This is a genomic window from Vibrio sp. 1641, assembly GCF_033339995.1.
GTDB classification, from domain to species: domain Bacteria; phylum Pseudomonadota; class Gammaproteobacteria; order Enterobacterales; family Vibrionaceae; genus Vibrio; species Vibrio alginolyticus.
In genome coordinates this window covers 162624-184645 of the sequence record NZ_JAWOVP010000007.1, presented here as the reverse complement: position 1 = coordinate 184645, position 22022 = coordinate 162624, and the positions used below count along the sequence as shown (strand labels likewise).

The following is a 22022-nucleotide window of genomic DNA, read 5'->3' as shown; positions in this document are numbered from 1 at the left end:
AATGGGAACATTCCCATTTCTTAATTTTAATATTGCCATTCGAAGACAAAAAACAAAATGGGAACAGTCCCATTAATTGAGAATGATCACAGTATAATTTTAGAGCAGATCGTTTTAGTGTGGATTAACAAACGATAGGCTGTTGAGTAAAGTGAACCACTTCCTCATCGCCATTTAATTGATTGATCAGCATGTTAGCGGACTTCTCACCTGCAAGGGTATAACCTGGGTCGACACTAAATACTTTAGGGAAAAGGAAAGAGAGCAATTCATTACCACCAACACCTGTCACAACCACGTCTTCACGTGCTAACTCTTGAAGACGCTTAATCACGCCCAACGCGATGGTGTCACTGGCGCACACGATGGCCTGAGTATCAGATTGAAGGACTTTGTCTACCAACTGATAAGCACTTTCATGGCTCAACTTACCCGTTTGGAAACAAGGTGCAATTTGCTTGCGTTGACACCAAGCTTTATAAGCATTTAGACGAGCTAAGCCAGTGGTTTTGTCTTCAGGATCAACACCAATATAAGCAATGCGAGATAAAGATTGCTGCTCAAGGTGAGACAAAGCCATGTCTATCACACCTTGGTTATCGTAGTTGATCGAAGAAACCATTTGCGTGTCCATCGCGATCACGACGATACGATTACCCCACTCCGCCAATGCTCGCTCATCACATCCAGTAAAACCAAACACGATCACCCCATCGACGTTGCGACGTTTAAGCACATCCAAATGCTCATTGGTTTTATCGCGATCGAATTGGCTTTCCATGATCACCGCATCATAACCAGCGGAATACAAAGCATTGAGCATGGTACCAACGGCGCGATTTTCTGATGGTGAATCTAAACGGGAGATGATAACCCCAATAACTTTTTGGCTGCCGCCACGCATTGATTGCGCAGATTTGGACGGCACATAACCAGATTCACGAATAATTTGCTCAACCTTCTCTCGCGTTTGGGGTTTCACTTTTGGATCGTTAGTAAGCACACGGCTTACTGTCGATTTGCCCACGCCTGCCAATTTTGCGATATCAAGAATGGTGAGTTTTTTGCTCATAAGTGTTCAGACTAAAAGAAGGAATCAAACAAAAGGGAAGCAGTGGCTTCCCTTATCTCAGTCAGTAATGAAGATTACTTGTTTAAGTACGCAGGCACATCTGCAATGCTATCTAATACTACCGTTGCAATGGCTTCGCCCTGTTCCGTTACTGGCTTACCAGTGCGAACCAAAATCTTAGTGCCAACGCCTGCCGCTTCTGCTGCCATCATGTCTTCAGCTTTATCGCCGATCATCACAGATTTCTCCATGTCGATCTTCAAGAAGTCACGCGCAGAAATGAACATGCCTGGTTTTGGCTTACGGCACGCACAATCTTGCTTGTACTCGCCAATGCCATGTTCTGGATGATGTGGACAGTAATAGATACCATCGAACTCAACACCATTATCAGCAAAGTTCCAATCCATCCATTGAGTCAGAGACAAGAAACGGTCTTCACTGAATTTACCGCGTGCGATGCCCGATTGATTCGTCACTAACACTAGAAGGTAGCCTTTATCTTTTAGCGCTTTCGTCGCTTCAAATACACCATCAATGTACTCAAAATCATGTTCGTCATGAACGTAGCCGTGGTCAACGTTTATCACGCCATCACGATCGATAAAAACAGCAGGTTTTGCCAAAACGTATTTCTCTATTAACTCGGTTTAATCAGATTATTACATACCTTATAAACTTCAACACTATCTAATTCATTCTAGGCCTCGACAAAACGGTTGATTTGTTGGGCAAGAATCGGTAAATCTGAGGGTGCCCCGCCGTCTACCTCCTGCTTGTTATCTATACATCTTCGTTTCAAAACAGAACATCCATACATTTAGACGTCTAGACGTAAAAATATCTATTGACTTCATTCTGCTTAACCCATAGCATCAACTGAAAATTGAGATAAAGCTCAACATTAAGTTCTGTCAAAGGCCGTTTTTGACAGCGAAGTTCCCCGTATCTTTGGGCAGGTTGAAACATGATAGAAATAAAAAACGTCAATAAAGTGTTCTACCAAGGCAGTAAGGAAATCCTTGCCCTGAAAGACATTAACCTACACATCGACAAAGGCACCATCTTTGGTGTTATCGGTTCATCAGGTGCTGGTAAAAGTACGCTGATCCGCTGTGTCAACATGCTAGAAGCACCGACTTCTGGTTCCATCATCGTTGATGGTGTAGATCTAACCAAACTCAGTAAAAAACAACTAGTCGAAACACGCCGTAACATTGGCATGATCTTCCAGCACTTTAACCTGCTTTCGTCTCGTACTGTGTTTGATAATGTGGCATTACCCCTAGAACTGGCAGGTAAAGACAAATCGCAAATCACAACAAAAGTAACTGAGTTGCTAAAGCTTGTAGGCTTAGCCGACAAACACGAGAGCTACCCATCTAACTTAAGTGGCGGACAAAAACAGCGTGTGGCAATTGCTCGTGCATTAGCATCCGATCCTAGCGTGCTGCTTTGTGATGAGGCCACTAGTGCGCTAGACCCGGCAACAACTCAATCTATCCTTGAGTTATTGAAAGAGATCAACCGCAAACTCAACATCACGATTTTACTTATCACTCACGAAATGGAAGTCGTAAAAAGTATCTGTCACGAAGTAGCAATCATCGGTGGTGGTGAGCTGGTGGAAAAAGGCACCGTTGGCGATATTTTTGCGCACCCTAAGACAGAGCTAGCGCACCAATTCATTCGCTCAACGCTGGATCTTTCCATTCCTGAAGATTACCAAGCTCGTCTGCAAGCAGAGCGTGTTGATGGCAGCTACCCGCTGGTTCGCTTAGAGTTTACTGGCGCAACCGTCGATGCACCGTTAATGTCGCAAATTTCTCGTAAATACAATATTGATGTGAGTATTTTGAGTTCCGACCTTGATTACGCTGGTGGCGTGAAATTCGGCATGATGGTCGCAGAGCTATTTGGTAACGAAGAAGATGACAACGCAGCTCTTGAATACCTGCGTAAGCACAACGTAAAAGTAGAGGTACTTGGTTATGTCCTTTAATACGATTTCTGAATGGCTGAGTTTAAACAGCAAACTACTTTTAGGTGCAACGTGGGAAACGCTTTACATGGTTGCGGTTGCCGGATTAGTCGGCTTTGCTGTGGGTATTCCATTAGGCGTAATCCTCCATATTACTAAAAAAGGCGGCCTACTTGAAAACACCAAACTAAATAGCGGCTTAGGCGCTATCGTTAACATTGGTCGCTCAGTGCCATTCCTCGTACTGATGGTTGCGATTATTCCAGTGACAAAAATACTAGTTGGAACCTTTATCGGCACAACCGCAGCAATCGTCCCACTGACTATTGGCGCCATTCCTTTTGTCGCTCGTCTTATTGAAGGTGCTTTATTAGAAGTACCGACAGGCTTGGTGGAAGCTGCGCAGTCAATGGGGGCGACACCAACACAGATCATCACAAAAGTTCTACTGCCTGAAGCAATGCCGACTATTGTTAACTCAGTAACGATTACCTTGGTCACTCTCGTTAGCTACTCAGCTATGGCGGGTACGGTAGGCGGCGGCGGCCTAGGCGACGTAGCCATCCGTTACGGTTTCCACCGCTACGATGTAACTATCATGGCCGTGACTGTCGTGATGTTGATTGTTCTAGTACAGATTATTCAGTCTATCGGTGACGCAGTGGTGCGCCGTGTAGACCACAGATAAGCATCAAAAATACAAATTATAAGGAGATAAAGATGAAATTTAGCCTTAAAGGTCTTTTGACTGTAGCAACGGCCGCCTCTGCTCTTGCTCTAGCGGGTTGCGGCGACAAAGAAGTAGACGTAAACAAAGTAAAAGTTGGCGTTATTGCTGGTGCAGAAGCACAAGTAGCCGAAGTTGCCGCTAAAGTAGCAAAAGAGAAATACAACCTAGACGTTGAGCTAGTAACATTTACCGATTACGTAACACCAAACGCCGCTCTGGATGATGGTTCAGTAGACGCGAATGCGTTCCAACACAAACCATACCTAGATCAACAAGTGAAAGACCGCGGCTACAAACTGGCTATCGCGGGTAACTCATTCGTTTACCCTATTGCTGGTTACTCAAAGCAAGTAAAATCAATTGATGAAATTCAAGATGGCGCACGCATCGCAGTACCAAACGACCCAACTAACCTAGGTCGCTCACTACTGCTTCTTGAGCAACAAGGTTTGATTACGCTACGTGATGGCGTTGGTCTACTCGCTACAGTACGTGACATCGTAGGCAACCCTAAAAATATCGAAATCATTGAACTAGAAGCCCCACAGCTTCCACGTTCACTGGATGACGTAACGCTATCTATCATCAACACCACTTACGCAAGCTCTATCGACCTATCGCCAGAGCGTGACGGCGTGTTCGTTGAAGATAAAGACTCACCATACGTAAACCTAATTGTCGCTCGCGAAGAAAATGTTAATGCTCAAAACGTACAAAACTTCGTAAAAGCTTACCAAACGGAAGAAGTTTACGAAGCGGCAAAAGAACTGTTCAAAGGCGGTGTTGTGAAAGGTTGGTAATCCCACTTTTCAAAACATGACTGAAAACAACGCTCTAAACACAAAAGGGCTGATGTGAAAACATCAGCCCTTTCTATTTGTCTATCTACCCATTTAAGTAGCTTCAATTCGCTACTTAAGATGGTCCCAAGAGATATTCGACACGATTCGGCAGTCATCACACTTAAAATGAAATATGTCATGTAGTGGCTCATCAAGTAGCCACTCGCCATCGCATTTTGGACACTTGCGCGCTTTCTCGCTCTCCAGCGACTGACCACCGACACGATACTGGTAATAGTACGTAGGGATCTTCGTGATGTATTCGATACGGCCACGTAAGTCCCAACCTCGGCGAAACAGCACACTATCCACATCGCAAATTTCGTGCAGCGCCGCATGTTCCGCTCGGCAACCCCCTGCCATTTGGATTTCATCACACGCTTGCCACTCAGTCTGCCACTTAATGACGGCTTTATGGTCTCCATTAAGTGTTGGCTCATTACGATACAAAGGAATTGGCAACAGGGTTTCACCACTTCGCAAAGGCGAACACGTATGAACATAAGTCGTGTACAACACTTGCCAGCTAGGTGTCTCTTCTTCGGCTGCTTGTTCTGAATTCAAATCACGCCCCAGCATACGCATTTTCGGAGCAAGCAAAGACGCATCCGACAAACGGTTCATGCACACTTTGACGAAATCTGAGTGATAACGTGGATGCAAGCTGTCTTGTTCTGGGCAAACAACACGAACGAAAAATTCACCTTCTCCCATCACTATCGGAAATTCACGACCTAATACTTGGCCGTTGTAACGCAGAGCATCCATCAAGCCATTAATGGCTTTGTCTACCGCGCTGACGGTGGTGTTATCAAAACACTCAAACTGCAACTCAACAACATACATACTTAGACGGCAGCCTCTAACTTATTCAAGAACTCAACCAATGAATCTGCCAATACATCACGTTTAGAGGTGCCCAAACGCTCTAGAATCACATTGCCAGTGAGGTTACAAATAGAAATCACATCCATTTCCTCATCTGTCGCTGCGATAAATACTGTTGGTTTAAGTTTCAAGCGGCGCTGCGTCACCAAATGACCAAGAATATTTTCTTGTAGACGCACGAAATCGTCATCGCTCCAGACTTGCAGCAGCGTCAACGAATTACCTTGCCAAGTTGCCTCCATATCAGCGCAGTATTGAGAACCATAAAAGGCTTTAACATCATCTTGCAGTGACAACTCAATCGCATTTTCCACATTGGTGAAATCGGCCATTTCATCACGTGCGACCGCTTTCCAAAGCACCTTTCCATCACGCTTCTCTTCGACACAAGGAGAAACAAGCTCTGCAAGCTCTTCACTGCTTGGCAACTCATTGTGCTTAGCTTGCCAAGCTTGTTGGTAGCGCAGGCTGAACTCTTGTAGCGCCTGAGTAACGTTTGGGGTCATGAAGGTCTCCTCATTCCTTATTTATCAGATAGCCGTACTTGCCGGATGGCAATTGACCAGCGGATTCAGTAAAATTCTCGCCATTCTAATCGAAAACGACCACAAAGTATGAGCAAATATTCTGACGCTAAAGAGCTTGCTGGCCTAACACTAGGTAAAACGACCGAGTATGCGAACCAGTATGACCCAATCTTGCTGCAACCAGTCCCCCGCAGCCTGAACCGAGATGACCTCCAGTTAGGCGATACTCTGCCTTTCATGGGGCACGACATTTGGACGCTGTACGAACTGTCTTGGTTAAATAGTAAAGGTTTACCACAAGTGGCCGTTGGCGAAGTATACATTCCAGCCACCAGCGCAAACTTGATTGAATCGAAGTCTTTCAAACTGTACTTAAACAGCTATAACCAAACCCGCTTTGCAAGCTGGGAAGAAGTGACTGAGCGTTTAACACAAGACCTTTCTGAATGCGCAGGTGAAAAGGTGCTGGTTGAGGTGAATCCAGTGACCCACTATACCAATCAACCTATCGTAACAATGGACGGTGAATGTATTGATGACCAAGACATTAACATCACCAGTTACGATTTCGATGCCGATTTGCTTGAAGGTGCAGCAGGTGAAGTACAAGTTGAAGAGGTGCTACATAGCCACCTATTGAAATCAAACTGTTTGATCACTAACCAACCCGACTGGGGCAGTGTAGAAATTCGCTACCAAGGCGCAAAAATAGATCGTGAGAAGCTGTTACGTTACTTAGTGTCTTTCCGCGAGCACAATGAGTTCCACGAACAGTGTGTAGAGCGTATTTTTACGGATCTAATGAAATACTGCCAACCAAGCAAACTGACCGTATTTGCCCGCTATACGCGTCGTGGTGGCTTGGATATCAACCCTTACCGCTCAACGGAACAAGATAAGCCAGCTCACAATCACCGTATGGCTCGTCAGTAAGCGCATAGGCAACAGAAATAAGTTCGGCAATCTAAAGGGTTGCCGGACGTTTTTATTGTCCAAGCATGTTACTATATCAAATGGCTTCAACCCGCATTTAAACGGCTAATTGAGGCTTTTCGCCGTTATCGCCATATCTAAAAACAGTTCGAGGGAACGAAAGGATGTTTTGGGACAGTTCGCGTCTATTCAAATTGATTGGCTTTCTTTGCTTGCTGTTTGTACAGCCACTTCATGCAACCATTTTATCGTCCGCGTTACTCAACGAAGCACAACAATTGGCGGAAATAGAGCCATCACAAGCAAAACAAGCGGCAACCAACTATTTGTCACAGCGTGAGCTAACAGAACGCAAAGAAAGTGACAGCCCTTCAGCCATGTCTCGCGACGAAACAGATCGTAGCGTTCGCACACCAAGCAGCACCATCGAAGCGCACAAGATTATCGCTCAGGCAGATTACGCCATGGGTAATGTTCGTTCGGCTATCGAGCACCTAAATAAAGCGGAACGCTTAGCGCAAGAATATCAATTGCCGTACATGGACTTAGATCTCCAGCTGATGCGCAACCAAATGATTTGGATGTACGACGAAAACTACTCAAAAGCGGAAGACACGCTTAACCAAATTGAACAACAGCTCGATGAAGCCGATGCCGTATTACAACGCACCGACAGCGTTCGCTACCGACTAGTGATGCAAAGAGCACTCCTCGCTTCACATAGTGGCGATATCATTAAAGCGGAAAACTTGTACTCTGAAGCAAAGACCATGCTTGACGATAGCCGCTCTGAGTTAGCCTTGATCGACTACTACACTGCCGTCGGCGAGTTTTACCTCAATAGCAAGAAGTACAATTTGGCTTTGTCAGAACTGCTATACGGTTATTGGCAATCTATTGAAAGTAACAGTGGTGCAAGATTAGCAAAAGTGAATCGCCTTTTGGCTAGGCTCTTCCAGGAGCGACGAGTGTACGACAAAGCGATCGAATACTTATCCCAAGCCGCAGATTTTTATGACTCCTACCCTAGCTCTCCGATCCTAGCGGACGTCCTAGAGCAAATGGGCGACATCTACTTTTATCAGGGTAAGTTTAACCTTGCGTTAGTGCATTACTTCAACGTTCTTGACCATGAAAGTACCAGTAAGAACATCAATAGAATCATTAAAATTCGCTTAAGCTTGGCGGCTACCTACCTACAACTCTATAACTACGCGCTAGCAGAGCAGTACTTAGACCGCTCTAAAGAGCTTTTAGAATACACCAATATTCCTAAGCTTGAAGCAAAGGCTGCCCTGCTTCAGTCAGGTCTGGCTTATCATCAAAATGACAGTAAAGACGTCATTACTAATGCAAAGCTGGCGTTAGCGCTTGCTGAAAAGTCACCTGAAAATAACAACTTCATTAAGCAGCAGTCATACCGTTTACTTGGGTTGGGTTACGAGCAGGCAGGCGAATACAAACTTTCTCTGCAAGCTTATAAAAAATACACCAACCTCGTTCGTCTAGAACAAAAGCAGCTTAACCAAATCAGTGAGGATGCGTTCCGTCAGCAAAAAGAATTTGCCGAACAAACCATCCATTACATCGGTCAATCAGAACGCTTAGAGCAAGTGGAAAGAGAGCATCGTAAATTCCAGAAAATCTCATTTGCATTGTTTATTACTGTCTTGGTCATGTTTTTGTTCATTATGCGCCGTGGTGTCATTATGCAGCGCCAAGCAAGTGAAATCGAAAAACTGCGTAACGACCTCTTCACCCACTCTCGCTCTCGTTTACGTAACTTGCGTATGCTGAATGTTAAGCTTTCTCGCTCATTGAAAAAGTCGAGCGAAACTTTCGAGCAATGGCAAATGGGTGAATTGATCCACGAACCACTTAATGATCGCCTACGCTTTGTTATGATCGATTTGCCATTCTTACGAAGCATGTACGTCCATAACGGCTATAAGGCAGGTCTAGAACTAGAACGGGCATTTGGCGACTTCCTTGCGGAAAAAATAGAAAAACCGTCGCGTCTTTACCATTTCTCAGATGCGAACTTACTCTACATAGAACCGAACGCTGACCGTGATGCTTCTGCCGAAGTCATGTTCGAAAAATTCCAGACTTGGGTGGATGAGTTCGCACAGCAGCACAACGTCAATCGTATTATTCGTATGGGCATCAGTGATTATCCGTTCTTACCCCGAGCCTACACTGCAATTAACGATGAGGAATTACTCGATCTGTTGTTGCTTGCGACTCACATCGCACGAGAAGTCAGCTTGAAGGATAAGCAAAGCCACTGGGTGTTCTTAAAAGCCATCGATAATGCGCCTGCTGCTAGCTTTGCAACAGGTAACATAAGAACTGCCTGTCAACATGCCATTAGCCAAGGCCTGATCAAGATCCATTCGTCCTACAAGAATGAGGACGACATCAAGAAAATATTAAAAAATGGATAATTAAACGCCTGTTGAACGTAATAACTAATGACGCTATAAAGTTTTTTGTTATTATCAGATAATTGTCAGTAGTACATGGACTTAACCGTAGTCACTTCATGGGAATCTTGGAATCCGATATTCAGTCGCAGCTGCATCAGCTGAGTTGTCAACTTGACCAACTCAGACTGACTCATCGTGATACTTCACTCAAATTCAAACGTGAACAACAAGTTCTTAAACGCGTTGTGGCATCATTGTCTTCAGCTTGCCAGGGTTCGAATACTCAGGTATCCAACTACCTATTTGAAATCCAACAAGAGCTGCAACATCAAAAAGATATCAGCACTCTTATCCCGCGTTTAGCGGTATTAGAGAGGATGCTCAAACAGCAGTCGAAGACGATGGATAAACAGAACGGTTACCTTGACGAACAAATCAAGCACAGTGGTGAAACACTGCAACGTGTCACGGGCTTACCTGCGCAGTTAAAACGTGAACTACGGAACCTGATGAGTTTCTCTGAAGTTCACGCCAGCAATAAAGCTGATCAAGCCACTAAGCTACTGAGTATTTACGAACGCGCTCTGAAAATCATCACGTCTAATTCACGTCTACATCTTAGTGAATTTGAAAACAATCCCGACAGATCTCAGCTTGAGTGCTTAGCCAGCGACCTCCAACATACTATTACAGAGCTGGATTTCGAGGGAGAATCAGGCGATAGATTGCTGGATATTCGTGCTAAGTTGCTCCTTGGCGTGAGTGCCGAGTCTCTCATTGAGCTTACTCTCTCAACGCTGAAATTGGTTGTCGAAGCAACAAAGTTCGAGCGCGAGGCGTCTAGCCAATTCCTTGAGCATCTGAACACTTCTCTCGCAAGTAACCTAAAAACCGTTCATCAGAACGTCGACCAGCATCATACCTACTTTGAACACCGCCAAGAGCTCAACACAGAAATGAACAGCTTGGTTGAATTAAGCCAAAAGTCACTTAATCAAGCTCAAGATATCGCGGTTGTGAAAAAAGAAATCACGCCTCTTCTCGAAAAAATGGCGTCGCTGACAGAGCGACTGAAAATGACGGAAGAGCGAGAGCAAGCGCTGCAAGAACGGTTAAGTTACAGTAAGAACCAACTCGAAGCGGTATTTGAAACTACGCAAGATTATCGTCGACGCTTAGATGACCAAGCTCAGCGCATGTTGCTCGACCCGCTGACTAAAGTTTATAACCGCACTGCATTTAACGATCGACTAGAGCTAGAGTATCGCCGTTGGATTCGCTCTCAACAAAACCTTCGTGTTGTGCTGTTTGATGTAGACAACTTCAAAGCGGTGAATGATAGCTATGGTTATACGGCTGGCGATAAAGCGCTGAAGATCATCGCTCGTACTATTAATAAGCGCGTATCAGAAACGGAAACAGTAGCTCGCTTTGGTGGCGAGGAGTTCATTCTACTCGTCCCGGAACAATCTGAAGAATACACACTGGATCTTATTAAGCATATCCAGCGTGATATTAGCCAATTACCCTTTAAGTTCCGTGAGCAAAATATCATGATTACCTTAGCTGCTGTATCGACGTCTTTCAAAGAGTCCGATACGCCAGAGTATGTGCTCGATCGTCTTGGCAAGATGCTTGCGGACGCTAAAAAACGTGGAACAAACCAGCTTAACTGGAGCTAAGATTCGTACAAAAAGCGAGCAAACAAACCAAATTTGGTGCAATCTTCGCTTTATAACCACCCATTTTCAACGAGTTATCACATTTCTTCCCTTTTAGTCTGCTAAGCTGTAAAAACCCAAGTCACTTCAAGATGATGTATTTATAAAAGGCAAATGTATCATCTTGAGGTTGCTTGGGAGTTGATAACCATAAAACCAAATCGGCCAACTACCTTTCATCAAACCATACGTATAACACCAAAAAGGTAAGTTGGTACTTTCCCTCAAATTAATGCAACACAAGGAGGCGTTATGATTACCCATATAAGCCCCGCTGGTAGCATGGACTTGCTATCTCAACTAGAAGTAGAGCGCTTAAAGAACACAGCCTCGAGTGAACTTTATCAGCTGTACCGTAATTGCACATTAGCGGTGTTGAACTCCGGTAGCCATACCGATAACTCGAAAGAACTGCTCGATAAATACCAATCGTTTGATGTCAACGTCGTGCGTCGTGAGCGTGGTATTAAGCTTGAGCTGACTAATCCGCCAGAGCACGCTTTTGTTGACGGCGAAATAATTAAAGGTATCCAAGAGCATCTGTTCTCCGTATTGCGTGATATCGTTTACGTAAACATGCATTTGGCAGACGCCCAACGGCTCAACCTTACTAACCCAATTCACATTACGAACCTCGTATTCGGCATTCTTCGTAATGCAAGAGCATTAACTCCAGGTATCGCACCGAATCTTGTCGTATGTTGGGGTGGTCACTCTATCAATGGAGTGGAGTATCAGTACACACGTGAAGTGGGTAACGAACTGGGCCTGCGTGAACTTAACATCTGTACAGGTTGCGGCCCTGGCGCAATGGAAGGGCCGATGAAAGGTGCAGCGATTGGGCACGCAAAGCAACGTTATACTCAGCAACGTTATCTTGGTTTAACCGAACCCTCGATTATTGCGGCCGAGCCACCAAACCCAATAGTAAATGAACTGGTCATCATGCCCGACATCGAAAAGCGCTTGGAAGCTTTCGTCCGTATGGCTCATGGTATCGTTATTTTCCCAGGAGGCCCAGGCACAGCGGAAGAGCTACTGTACATTCTTGGCATCATGATGCACCCGGATAACGCCGATCAGCCAATGCCTATCGTATTAACAGGACCAAAAGAAAGTGAAGAGTACTTCCGCTCTATTGATGAGTTCATTCGCGACACACTTGGTGAGGAAGGGCAAAAGCACTACGAGATCATCATTGATGACCCGGCAGAAGTCGCTCGTATTATGAAACGCTCCATGGACTCGGTACGCCTTCACCGAAAAGAGAAAGGCGATGCGTACAGCTTTAACTGGTCATTGAAAATTGAGCCAAACTTCCAACTGCCATTCGAGCCTACTCATGAGTCGATGGAACAATTGGATTTAAGCCTAGATCAAGAACCGCAAGTTTTAGCGGCCAACTTGCGTCAAGCCTTCTCTGGCATAGTGGCAGGTAACGTAAAGGCTGAAGGCATTCGAGAAATAGAACGTAGAGGGCCTTTCACCATTCATGGCGACGCAGTCCTCATGAAAAAACTCGATAAGTTGCTAAAAGACTTTGTCGAACAGCACCGAATGAAATTACCTGGCGGTTCAGACTACGAACCGTGTTATCGAATCGCTCACCCGGAAATTGGTGGTCGATAGTCAGGCTAGCATTCGTTACACTAGGGGCATTACGCCCCTTTTTTATTGCTAAGTCATTATGTCTATTCATCTTGTTATCATTGATGCCCTAAACCTGATCCGCCGAGTGCACTCAGCACAACCAGATCCAACCGACATAGCAAGAACCATAACCACAACGCAAAGAACCCTCACTCGCATTCTGTCAGAGGCCAACCCGACACACATCATCGCGGTTTTTGATCACCACGAACAAGACAGAGGTTGGCGTGCTGAAATTCTCCCTGACTATAAGCAAAACCGAAAACCAATGCCTCTGCCACTACTGCAAGGGTTAGATGCGATTCAACAAGCGTGGTGGGAGCAAGGTATTGATTCCTTGCTGTCTGAAGGCGATGAAGCAGATGATTTGGTTGCTACACTCGCAACGAAAGTGGCCAGCCATGGTGAAAAAGTCACCATCGTTTCGACTGACAAAGGTTACTGCCAGCTACTTTCCCCTACCCTACAAATCCGTGATTATTTCCAACATCGTTGGTTAGATGAACCATTTATCGAAAAAGAGTTCGGCGTAAAACCAAGTCAACTAGCGGATTACTGGGGATTGACAGGGATAAGCTCTAGCCAGGTTCCGGGCGTACCTGGAATTGGCCCGAAAGCAGCGAAAGAGATTCTCACTCAGTTTGAGAGTATTGAAGCTGCCTACGCTAGTGAAGATCTCGTACCGAAATACCGTAAAAAATTGGATGAGCACATTGAGTCTGCTCGTTTATGTAAACGCGTCGCCGCTTTAAAGTGCGATATAGAACTAGGCTTTAACTTGCAAGATATTCGCTTTTTAGGGCCAAACAAAGCGGAGTAGTGCCCGATGGTAGTTTCACACCATGAAACCCTCAGATATTAAAAAAGCGCCATTTGAAGGCGCTTTTTCTATTCTAATCACTATCCCCAAAAGACTCAGGGAATAAAGTTAGTAAGGTGAAATATTCGACAGACATTGGATATGAATCGTGATTTCTTCACGATCATGATACAAATGTTTAGCTTGTAGCTTGAACTTTACCTTATTATCAATGAGGAACTGCTTCAGATTTTCAAGGTCTTGCAGCACTTCGTCATAACGCCCTTTCATTGGCAGCTTAAGGTTAAAGATAGCCTCTTTTGCCCAACCTTTTAACAGCCACTGTCCCATCAGGTGAGCAACACGAGCTGGCTTTTCCACCATGTCACAAACAATCCATGTTACGTTCTTGCGGTCTGGTTCGAACTTAAAGCCATCCACCATATGGTGTTTGATCTGGCCAGTTTCCATCAAACTGTCTGCCATCATGCCGTTATCAACGCAGTGAACGAACATTGAGCGCTTCACTAATTGGTACGTCCAACCGCCTGGACATGCACCTAAATCCACACCCCACATACCTGGTGCTAAACGCTCATCCCACTCTTCACGTGGAATAAAGACATGAAATGCTTCTTCCAGTTTAAGTGTTGAACGACTTGGAGCGTCTGCTGGGAATTTAAGGCGAGGGATACCCATGAAGAACTGTGAGTTGTTGTCAGTGTAAGAGTAACCAACGTAACAGTGGCCAGGCTCAACAAAGCAAATGTGCAGTACTGGTTTTTTCGCGTTATCTTTGTTCAGCATTAAGCCTTTGCCGCGCAACGCTTGACGCATTGGGACGGTAAACTTACGGCAGAATTTCAGTAGCTCTTTCGCTTCATTTGTATCTGGCGTTTCAATTCTCAAATCACCACAACGAGGGAATGCTTCGATGTCTGCTAGTTCATTCAAAATTGGACTAATTCGGTCATCACTTGGCAACGATTGAAACTCAGCTGCTACCGCAAACATTTGTCGAGCAAAAATTAAAGACTTAAAGTCTAAACCTCTCGCAAGTTTGTCGGCATCTCCATCTTGGTAACTCTCGAAGACAACATAACCTGAGTTTCTCTTCACACGAGGGAAGCCATACACTTCCAACTGTGTCGCTTTGTCCTGAATTTCACCAGCACACTCTTTCTCAAAGCCAGAACGGCAATAGAGCATTAGTTGTTTCACTTGGAGACCTCTTTGATATTGAACGCAGCAAAAAAGAACAGACACCAACCAATCATGAACAGTAATCCTCCCACAGGAGTAATTGGCCCAAACCACTTAATGCCCGTCAGCGCCAGCGCGTAAAGACTGCCGCTAAAACAAAAGATGCCGATAATAAAGCAAATCGCCGCAATGAAAAAATACTTTTGTGCTTTTTGTCCCAAATTGAGCAGAAGCAGAATGGCACAAAACACAATCGCCAACGTATGAATAAATTGATACAGAACTCCGGTCTCAAATACACCGAGCAAATAAGGGGCCAGTGTCGCTTTTAGCCCATGAGCAGCAAATGCTCCAAGAGCGACCGAAATCAGCCCAGACAGAGCAGAGAATGAGAGTAACCACTTACTTTTCACTGTACACCTCTTTTATAAACGCCGCTAACTGCTCTATCGCGAGTGCAATGTTACCCACTTCAGTATGACCTGAGATCTTGCGCGGTTTGAAGCTGTGGTCACCATCAGGTAAAAAGCTCACCGTTACTTGTGACGAAAGGACGAAATCATCGAATTCCTCACGCTTACCAAAGGTGTCTCGTTCCCCTTGCAGAATCAGCGTAGGTTTCTCAATGGTTGCTAAGTGCTCGCCTTTGTATTTCTCTGGCTTTCCCGGCGGGTGAAATGGAAACCCTAAACAGGCAATGCCCGCCACCAGCTCATTTTCAGCCAACAAGCTCGACATACGACCGCCCATTGACTTACCACCAATAACCACGGGAGAAGAAGTAAAGTGAGCGATCACTTCGCTGTATGCTTCGAGCAACTTTGGCGCGCGATCGGGCGGACGCTTTTTGCCATCTTGCGAACGTTTCACCATGTAAGGGAAATTAAAACGCACTACACGAATACCTTGCTCCACTAATCCTTTGGCGACAGCTGTCATGAAGTCATGCTCCATCCCCGCACCTGCGCCGTGAGCAAAAATAAACAGCGGTCCGTTTTCAGGTCCCTCAGCTATCCAGTGATTCATCCAATACTTCCTCTTGTTCTTTTCTCGCGGTTGCTAACATCCAGTCTCTAAACGTTGCGATTCGGCCCATATCTGCCTGCTGTTCATGACACACCACATAGAATGCATTCTTAGATATCAACACCTCGTCGAATGGTGCAATGAGTCGTCCGGCTTCCATTTCAGGTTTGGCGAGTACGTTGTTACCGAGCGCGACCCCCTGACCGTGCGCAGCAGCCTGTAGCACCATCGTTGAGTGACTAAAAATAGGACCGTGGTTTACGTTGATGCCTTCAATGTTGTAATGACGAGCAAACTGCTTCCAGTCTTTACGCGAAGTATCGTGTAACAAAGTATGTAATTTGAGGTCACTTAAAGATTCTAATGGTTTGTTACCCAAAAGTAATGAAGGTGAACAAAGTGGGATCAAAAACTCTTGGTACAATTTATCTGCTCGCAAACCTGGCCAGTTCCCACGGCCATAGTAGATCGCCACATCAACATCATCAGTCAGTGAGCCTTCATCCATATCTACGGCTTTAATACGTACATCGATATCGGGCTCTTGAGCATTAAAATCGGCCAAGCGAGGTACAAGCCATTGGATAGCAAAACTCGGCGGTAGGCTAATCGTCAATGCCCCTTTTTCGCTACGTTCCAACACCTTATCTGTCGCTTCCGCAATCGAGGTGAAAATATCTTTGATATCGAGAAAGTAACTTTGGCCTTCTTCTGTTAACAACAAAGAACGATTACGTCGACGGAAGAGCTTCAATGATAAGAACTCTTCAAGCGCTTTAATCTGGTGACTGACCGCGGCTTGAGTAACAAATAACTCTTCTGCTGCTCGTGTAAAACTGAGATGACGAGCAGCCGCTTCGAAGACTCGAAGCGAATTTAATGGAGGCAATCTGCGGGACATATGGGACCTCTAATAGGATTAGTTTTTTTAATCTGAAACATTATAAAATGTCCGTTGTCGAACAGCCAGATAAATTCTATATTTCACCCCGCAACACGGGCCTGAACGGCTTGATTTCTTTGGAAATCAATTGGCTTCGTTGTTGCGATGTTGTGTTTGCAAACTCGTATTTCGAGTTAGGTAGATTTCTACCATAATGTTTTGTCCACACTCCCTGTGACAAAACATATACTTCCTGTATTTATTTTTGACCTGTCTGTCAAATTTGTTACACCGCCTAAATTAGGCGGTGTTTTTTTATCTATCAAAAATCTCATCCGCATATCTGGCAGCAATATCACTTTATTACTCTTCTTTCGGATTAATTATCGTTATATCAACACAAAGTGTATGGCTTTGCGATGAGCCTCAACATTATGCTAAGTAATGGTTGTCTGTAACGCGATCAAAAACAAAAAAGGCGCAAATTGATGTCTCAATTTGCGCCTTTTAACGTATTTTAACAGTCAGCTATGGACGGTAAACTTTTACGTTGCTGAAGCCTTGCTCTTGCAAGTAAAGCGCTTGCAGACGGCTCATCACACCGCGGTCACAGTAAAGTAGGTATGTCTTAGACTGGTCTAAGTCACCAAACTGTGTACCCAGCTTGTAGAAAGGGATATGTTTCACATCCACACCTTCGATTTCAAGTGGGTTATCGTCTTCCTCTTCAGGACTACGAATATCTAGCACAACCGCGTGCTCTTCTACCGCTTGAACTTGCTCTACTTCTGGTGCGGCTTGCTCAGACTCTTTCGCGATATCACGAATGTCCATCATGCGAGCTTCTTGAACCACTTGCTCAAGGATACTGAAGTCGAATTTCTCTTCTTCAGCTTCTAGCTTGCCTTTCACCGCTTTCACGGTTGGCTTCTTAGAGATAACACCACAGTATTCTGGCATTGTCTTTGCGAAATCTTCTGTGCCGATTTCACGTGCTAGATTGATGATGTCTTCTTTATCCCAGTTGATAAGTGGACGCAGAATCAGCGTGTCAGTTACGTTATCGATGTGGCGTAGATTGGTTAGCGTTTGGCTCGATACTTGACCTAGTGCTTCACCTGTTACCAATGCTTCGATCTTCATCTTCTGAGCGATCATGCCTGCTGCACGCATAAACATACGCTTCAAGATCACGCCCATTTGGCCGTCATCGACTTTCTCTAGGATTTCCGCAACCACAGGCTCGAAATCAACTGAGATAAAACGTACTTTTGCTGAAGAACCGTATTTGTTCCATAGGTAGTGAGAAACCTGCTTAACGCCGATTTCGTGTGCTGGACCACCTAAGTTAAAGAAGCAGTAATGTACTTTTGAACCACGCTTGATATGAAGATAGCTTGAAACACCAGAATCGAAACCACCCGAGATCAGGCTTAACACGTCTTCTTGCGTACCCAGAGGGAAACCACCTAGGCCTTTATGACGAGACAATACTTGGTTTAGCTTGTCGTTCGAGACTTCTACCTTGATCGTCACGTCTGGGTTTCGTAGCTTAACACTAGCGCTTTCAATCGCTTGATTTAAACCACCGCCTACATAACGCTCTAGTTCAATGGAGGTAAAGTCATGCTTGCCGCGACGCTTCGCACGTACAACAAAGGTTTTATTTTCGAGTGCAGCACGGTTGAGTTCTAGTACTTGCTCGAAGATATCGTGCAAGTCTTTAAATTCAGTTTGCTTCACTTCCAGTACGTGGTGAATGCCTGGTGTATGAGTCAAAACCTCAAGAACTTCAGCGTGGAATTCGTTACTCTCAGAGGTCACTTCAATGTGATCACGACGGTTAAATACCGCGACAGACTCCGTGCGGCTCTTAATGATGTTACGAATGTTGCACTCTAAAATCTTTGTGAAGCGCTTACGCACAGATTCACTTTTTACAAAAATTTCTGGATGGGGCTTTACAATAAATTTCATAGTCTAATTCGCAGGTTAGTTTCGCAATCAACAAAGAGTGACACTCAACTTCAATACTTCATACGCAGTAAAACCGCGTTTCAGTCACAAAAAGTAGTCTGAGCTCACTTTTAAGGCGCAAGATTATACACCCAAGCGGATTGGAAAAACAAAAAAAGCGAGCAATCTGCTCGCTTTCTTATCTCTTTACTGACTTAAAACTAAAGCCTAGTTATTGAATTACTGGCACTTCTTCACTGTAGAGAGGCTCGCCTTGCATAATGCTGATTTCAACCCGTCGGTTAAGCGCACGATTTTCATCAGAATCATTCGGTAACAAGGGCTCCGTATCCGCCATACCCCGCACTCTCAAACGTTGATGAGAGAAGCCTCTCACTTTCTCCATCTCTTGCGCGACTGATACTGCACGCTGAGAAGAGAGATCCCAGTTAGAACGATAAAGTTCCGAGTCTAGCGGTCGATTGTCTGTATGGCCAGATACTCGAACAATGCCTGGCACGTCTTTTACTAGCTCTGCAATCTGACGAACTAAAGGACGAAACTTAGGCTGCAAGAAGGCCGAACCTTCTGGGAATGCACCTTTTTCACGCATACGTATAACAATCTGCTGACCGAGGTTTTCAACTTCAATGGCGCCTTGTTCAATCTCTCGCTCTAAGGCTTTCTTGATGCTTTCCATCAAGGTTTCCATCTCTTGCGACATCTCTTTAGATTGCTGTTGTTGCATGTCCGCTTCGGCAGACTCATTGTTTTGAGTTGACGTTTCTGGCGATTGCCCACCCGTTAACTTGCCTTCATCACGTTTTGTGCCACCAGCTCGATCAGACTCTCCTTCATGGAATTCGAGCGTCTGCTGAGTGATGTCCATGGTTTGCTGCATGATAACATCAATCGGAGTAGGTTCCGGCCTACCCGGTCGAAACTCTTGGGCAATAATGCTAGTGCCTTTGGGAATGTCTTTCACTTCAAGCTGATTTTGCACACCGAAGGCAAATTTCATTGATCCTGCAATTTGTTTGAACTTCAGTACATCCATCTCAGAAAACGAGAGCAGAAGAACAAAGAAACACATCAGCAGCGACATCAAATCTGCGAATGTCCCCATCCATAACGGGAGGCCAGGTGGCGGACAATCGCATTTGTTATCTTCATCATCCATCACGACTCTCCAAGTTACTCGTCAATCTCAAGGGCACGTTTACCTTCATTGAGGTAGTTCTTCAAGTAACTATCGATCACTCGCGGGTTTTGGCCATCTTGAATCGCTAATACGCCATCCATGATCAAACGGCGATTTAGCGTTTCTTGGTCACGGCGAAGAGAAAGCTTATCCGCAATAGGGAAAAACACCATATTGGACAGGATCGCGCCATACAATGTGGTCAAGAGTGCAACGGCCATTGCTGGTCCAATCGCTTTAGGGTCATCCATGTTTGAAAGCATCGCAACAAGACCAACCAAGGTGCCAATCATTCCCATCGCAGGAGCAACGTCGCCAAAGGCGCGAAATACACCAGTACCTTGCGTATGTCGTTCATCCGTAAGCGCGATGTCTTTTTTGAGTGCCGCTCTCACAACGTCGGCATCATGGCCATCAACCAGTAGATCAATGCCTTTCTGCATGAATGTGTTGTTTATTTCCATCTCTTCAAGAGCAAGAAAACCACCTTTACGTGCCGCGTCGGCCATTTCCACAATTTTTGCGATCAGGTCTTCGGGTTCATCCGCTTTAAACATGAAGGCTTTGCCAGCAATCTTTGTCGCACCAAAAAACTGTCCCATTGTGAACTTCATCAACACGACGAATATTGAGCCACCAACGACAATAAGGATCGACGTGACATCGACAAACATTCCGATGCTGCCACCAAGCACCATCGCCATAATGACGAATGCAAAACCACCAATCAAACCTAATAGGGTTGCTAAATCCACAAAGCACTCCTCACGCTATACTCAAATACTGCCATTGGGCGGATTATTACCTGTATCGACAACTCGCGCAGAATTTTTAGAAAAATCTTAGCTAATGGATCACAAATTACACTTAACAACCTCAACCAAAATATGGGGTTTCATCGCTTAGACTCGTTGAACGCTAATTTTGTGACAATTATATAAGGTTAAATTTGACCAAGTTACTAGGCTAAGGTAACTTTCGTGCATCTTACCCGAGGCTTGATTAAGGCAGAAAAAAGATGGCGGTCAAGAAACCAGAAAACATGACCTTTGAAGCAACCATTGAAGAGCTTGATAGCTTGGTTGATCAATTAGAAAATGGCGATCTTGCTCTAGATGATGCCCTGCGTAAGTTTGAACGAGGCATTGCCTTAGCTCGTGCAGGCCAAACTAAATTAAGCGACGCCGAACAGCGCGTGAGCATTCTTCTTAGTGAAGATGATGAAGCACCACTGAGTGACTTCAAACCAGATTCAGAATAACAATCAGTAGTGAGCAATGTGATGCAACAGACATTGACGTCTTTTCAACAAAGAAACAATCAGCAATTGAATTTGTGGCTCGATCAGCTTCCATATCAAGAGCAGCCATTGATTCAAGCAATGAAATACGGCCTTTTGCTAGGTGGAAAACGCGTTCGCCCTTTTCTTGTTTACATCACAGGTCAAATGCTCGGCTGTAAACCTGAAGACTTAGACACCCCCGCCGCTGCTATCGAATGTATACATGCCTACTCACTCATTCATGATGATCTGCCAGCCATGGACGATGATGAACTGCGTCGAGGTCAACCAACTTGTCATATTAAGTTTGATGAAGCAACCGCAATACTGACAGGTGATGCACTACAAACCCTTGCCTTCACTATTATTGCTGATGGTCAATTAAGCCCGGCGGCAGAAGCTCAACGCATCAACATGATCAAAGCATTAGCGCATTCTTCTGGTGCCAGCGGCATGTGTGTAGGGCAAGCCTTAGATTTAGGCGCGGAAAATCGCCAAGTTTCTCTTGAAGAAATGGAAGAGATACACCGTAAAAAAACCGGAGCTCTGATTGATTGTGCGGTAAAATTAGGTGCATTAGCTGCTGGTGAGAAAGGTATCGAGGTTCTACCTCACTTGGAGCGCTACTCAAAAGCAATTGGTTTGGCGTTTCAGGTTCAAGACGATATTCTTGATATCATCAGTGACACAGAAACACTGGGTAAGCCTCAAGGTTCCGACCAAGGTCTGAATAAGAGCACTTATCCTTCCCTGCTGGGTTTAGAGGGAGCCATAGAGAAAGCTCACACTCTGTTACAGGAAGCACTTCAAGCATTGGAAGCTATCCCATACAATACTCAGTTACTCGAAGAGTTCGCCCGATATGTCATCGAGCGCAAAAATTAACACTATAAGCGCGC

21 protein-coding genes are annotated in these 22022 nt (G+C 45.0%); 10 read left to right on the top strand and 11 right to left on the bottom strand.

The genetic code is table 11. From position 1 onward, the window contains the following. Window positions 1-124: 124 nt before the first annotated feature. Window positions 125-1072, bottom strand: a complete 948-nt coding sequence (gene treR, locus R7Z47_RS15790) for a trehalose operon repressor TreR (RefSeq protein ID WP_213866976.1) — start codon at window positions 1070-1072, stop codon at window positions 125-127. A gap of 74 nt (window positions 1073-1146) precedes the next feature. Beyond that, the gene (gmhB, locus tag R7Z47_RS15785) at window positions 1147-1698 is read right to left on the bottom strand and encodes a D-glycero-beta-D-manno-heptose 1,7-bisphosphate 7-phosphatase (protein WP_005383603.1); all 552 of its coding nucleotides are present in this window, start codon (window positions 1696-1698) and stop codon (window positions 1147-1149) included. 341 nt (window positions 1699-2039) lie between these two features. Here gmhB and metN point away from each other — a divergent pair, with 341 nt between their 5' ends. From metN to R7Z47_RS15770, 3 genes are read left to right on the top strand one after another with little or no spacing between them, the layout of a single operon-like run. Then, a complete protein-coding gene (gene metN / locus R7Z47_RS15780) occupies window positions 2040-3074 on the top strand; it encodes a methionine ABC transporter ATP-binding protein MetN (protein ID WP_005381962.1) in 1035 nt (344 codons plus the stop codon). Beyond that, a complete protein-coding gene (locus R7Z47_RS15775; RefSeq protein ID WP_213866977.1) occupies window positions 3064-3741 on the top strand; it encodes a methionine ABC transporter permease in 678 nt (225 codons plus the stop codon). Before metN ends, R7Z47_RS15775 begins: the two co-directional genes overlap by 11 nt. A gap of 32 nt (window positions 3742-3773) precedes the next feature. Further along, entirely contained in the window at window positions 3774-4583 is an 810-nt protein-coding gene (locus R7Z47_RS15770; RefSeq protein ID WP_005381966.1) for a MetQ/NlpA family lipoprotein, read from the top strand. A gap of 111 nt (window positions 4584-4694) precedes the next feature. Here the strand turns inward: R7Z47_RS15770 and R7Z47_RS15765 are convergent, their stop codons facing one another. Next, the gene (locus R7Z47_RS15765) at window positions 4695-5471 is read right to left on the bottom strand and encodes a Zn-ribbon-containing protein (RefSeq protein WP_005383605.1); all 777 of its coding nucleotides are present in this window, start codon (window positions 5469-5471) and stop codon (window positions 4695-4697) included. A 2-nt stretch (window positions 5472-5473) separates the two neighbouring features. After that, a complete protein-coding gene (gene syd / locus R7Z47_RS15760; protein ID WP_025768899.1) occupies window positions 5474-6019 on the bottom strand; it encodes a SecY-interacting protein in 546 nt (181 codons plus the stop codon). A 108-nt stretch (window positions 6020-6127) separates the two neighbouring features. On the opposite strand from syd, the gene queF reads away from it, so the two are divergent. The 5 genes from queF to xni all read left to right on the top strand — a co-directional run bounded on the left by queF (window position 6128) and on the right by xni (window position 13593). After that, window positions 6128-6973: an NADPH-dependent 7-cyano-7-deazaguanine reductase QueF gene (gene queF, locus R7Z47_RS15755; protein WP_213866978.1), complete on the top strand. Its 846-nt coding sequence runs from the start codon at window positions 6128-6130 to the stop codon at window positions 6971-6973. Between the two features lie 164 nt (window positions 6974-7137). Continuing rightward, entirely contained in the window at window positions 7138-9420 is a 2283-nt protein-coding gene (locus R7Z47_RS15750; RefSeq protein WP_017635678.1) for a tetratricopeptide repeat protein, read from the top strand. Window positions 9421-9518: 98 nt separating this feature from the next. Beyond that, on the top strand, window positions 9519-11084 hold the full coding sequence (locus tag R7Z47_RS15745; protein WP_213866979.1) for a sensor domain-containing diguanylate cyclase: 1566 nt from the start codon (window positions 9519-9521) through the stop codon (window positions 11082-11084). A 291-nt stretch (window positions 11085-11375) separates the two neighbouring features. Then, window positions 11376-12752, top strand: a complete 1377-nt coding sequence (gene ppnN / locus R7Z47_RS15740) for a nucleotide 5'-monophosphate nucleosidase PpnN (protein WP_005383611.1) — start codon at window positions 11376-11378, stop codon at window positions 12750-12752. Window positions 12753-12810: 58 nt separating this feature from the next. After that, window positions 12811-13593 carry a flap endonuclease Xni gene (gene xni, locus R7Z47_RS15735; protein WP_005381982.1) on the top strand — a complete coding sequence of 261 codons (783 nt, stop codon included), beginning with the start codon at window positions 12811-12813 and terminating at the stop codon, window positions 13591-13593. 108 nt (window positions 13594-13701) lie between these two features. Here xni and rlmM read toward each other — a convergent pair whose 3' ends face one another. From rlmM to pomA, 7 genes are all read right to left on the bottom strand, one after another. After that, window positions 13702-14793 carry a 23S rRNA (cytidine(2498)-2'-O)-methyltransferase RlmM gene (gene rlmM / locus R7Z47_RS15730; protein WP_213866981.1) on the bottom strand — a complete coding sequence of 364 codons (1092 nt, stop codon included), beginning with the start codon at window positions 14791-14793 and terminating at the stop codon, window positions 13702-13704. Further along, window positions 14790-15188 (bottom strand): DUF423 domain-containing protein, encoded by a 399-nt coding sequence (locus R7Z47_RS15725; protein ID WP_042521214.1) that lies wholly within the window; start codon window positions 15186-15188, stop codon window positions 14790-14792. The genes rlmM and R7Z47_RS15725 overlap by 4 nt, the downstream gene beginning before the upstream one ends. Further along, entirely contained in the window at window positions 15178-15801 is a 624-nt protein-coding gene (locus tag R7Z47_RS15720; RefSeq protein WP_213866982.1) for an alpha/beta fold hydrolase, read from the bottom strand. Before R7Z47_RS15720 ends, R7Z47_RS15725 begins: the two co-directional genes overlap by 11 nt. Next, the gene (locus R7Z47_RS15715) at window positions 15782-16702 is read right to left on the bottom strand and encodes a transcriptional regulator GcvA (RefSeq protein WP_005383616.1); all 921 of its coding nucleotides are present in this window, start codon (window positions 16700-16702) and stop codon (window positions 15782-15784) included. Before R7Z47_RS15715 ends, R7Z47_RS15720 begins: the two co-directional genes overlap by 20 nt. A 510-nt stretch (window positions 16703-17212) precedes the next feature. Next, a complete protein-coding gene (gene thiI, locus R7Z47_RS15710; RefSeq protein WP_005383617.1) occupies window positions 17213-18661 on the bottom strand; it encodes a tRNA uracil 4-sulfurtransferase ThiI in 1449 nt (482 codons plus the stop codon). A gap of 211 nt (window positions 18662-18872) precedes the next feature. Further along, window positions 18873-19820 (bottom strand): flagellar motor protein MotB, encoded by a 948-nt coding sequence (locus tag R7Z47_RS15705; protein ID WP_042521210.1) that lies wholly within the window; start codon window positions 19818-19820, stop codon window positions 18873-18875. Window positions 19821-19834: 14 nt separating this feature from the next. Next, window positions 19835-20596: a flagellar motor protein PomA gene (gene pomA, locus R7Z47_RS15700; RefSeq protein WP_005381564.1), complete on the bottom strand. Its 762-nt coding sequence runs from the start codon at window positions 20594-20596 to the stop codon at window positions 19835-19837. Window positions 20597-20859: 263 nt separating this feature from the next. Between pomA and xseB the strand changes: the two genes are divergently transcribed. After that, window positions 20860-21102: an exodeoxyribonuclease VII small subunit gene (gene xseB / locus R7Z47_RS15695; RefSeq protein WP_005381566.1), complete on the top strand. Its 243-nt coding sequence runs from the start codon at window positions 20860-20862 to the stop codon at window positions 21100-21102. Window positions 21103-21123: 21 nt separating this feature from the next. Further along, a complete protein-coding gene (gene ispA / locus R7Z47_RS15690; RefSeq protein WP_005383621.1) occupies window positions 21124-22008 on the top strand; it encodes a (2E,6E)-farnesyl diphosphate synthase in 885 nt (294 codons plus the stop codon). Window positions 22009-22022: the final 14 nt, after the last annotated feature.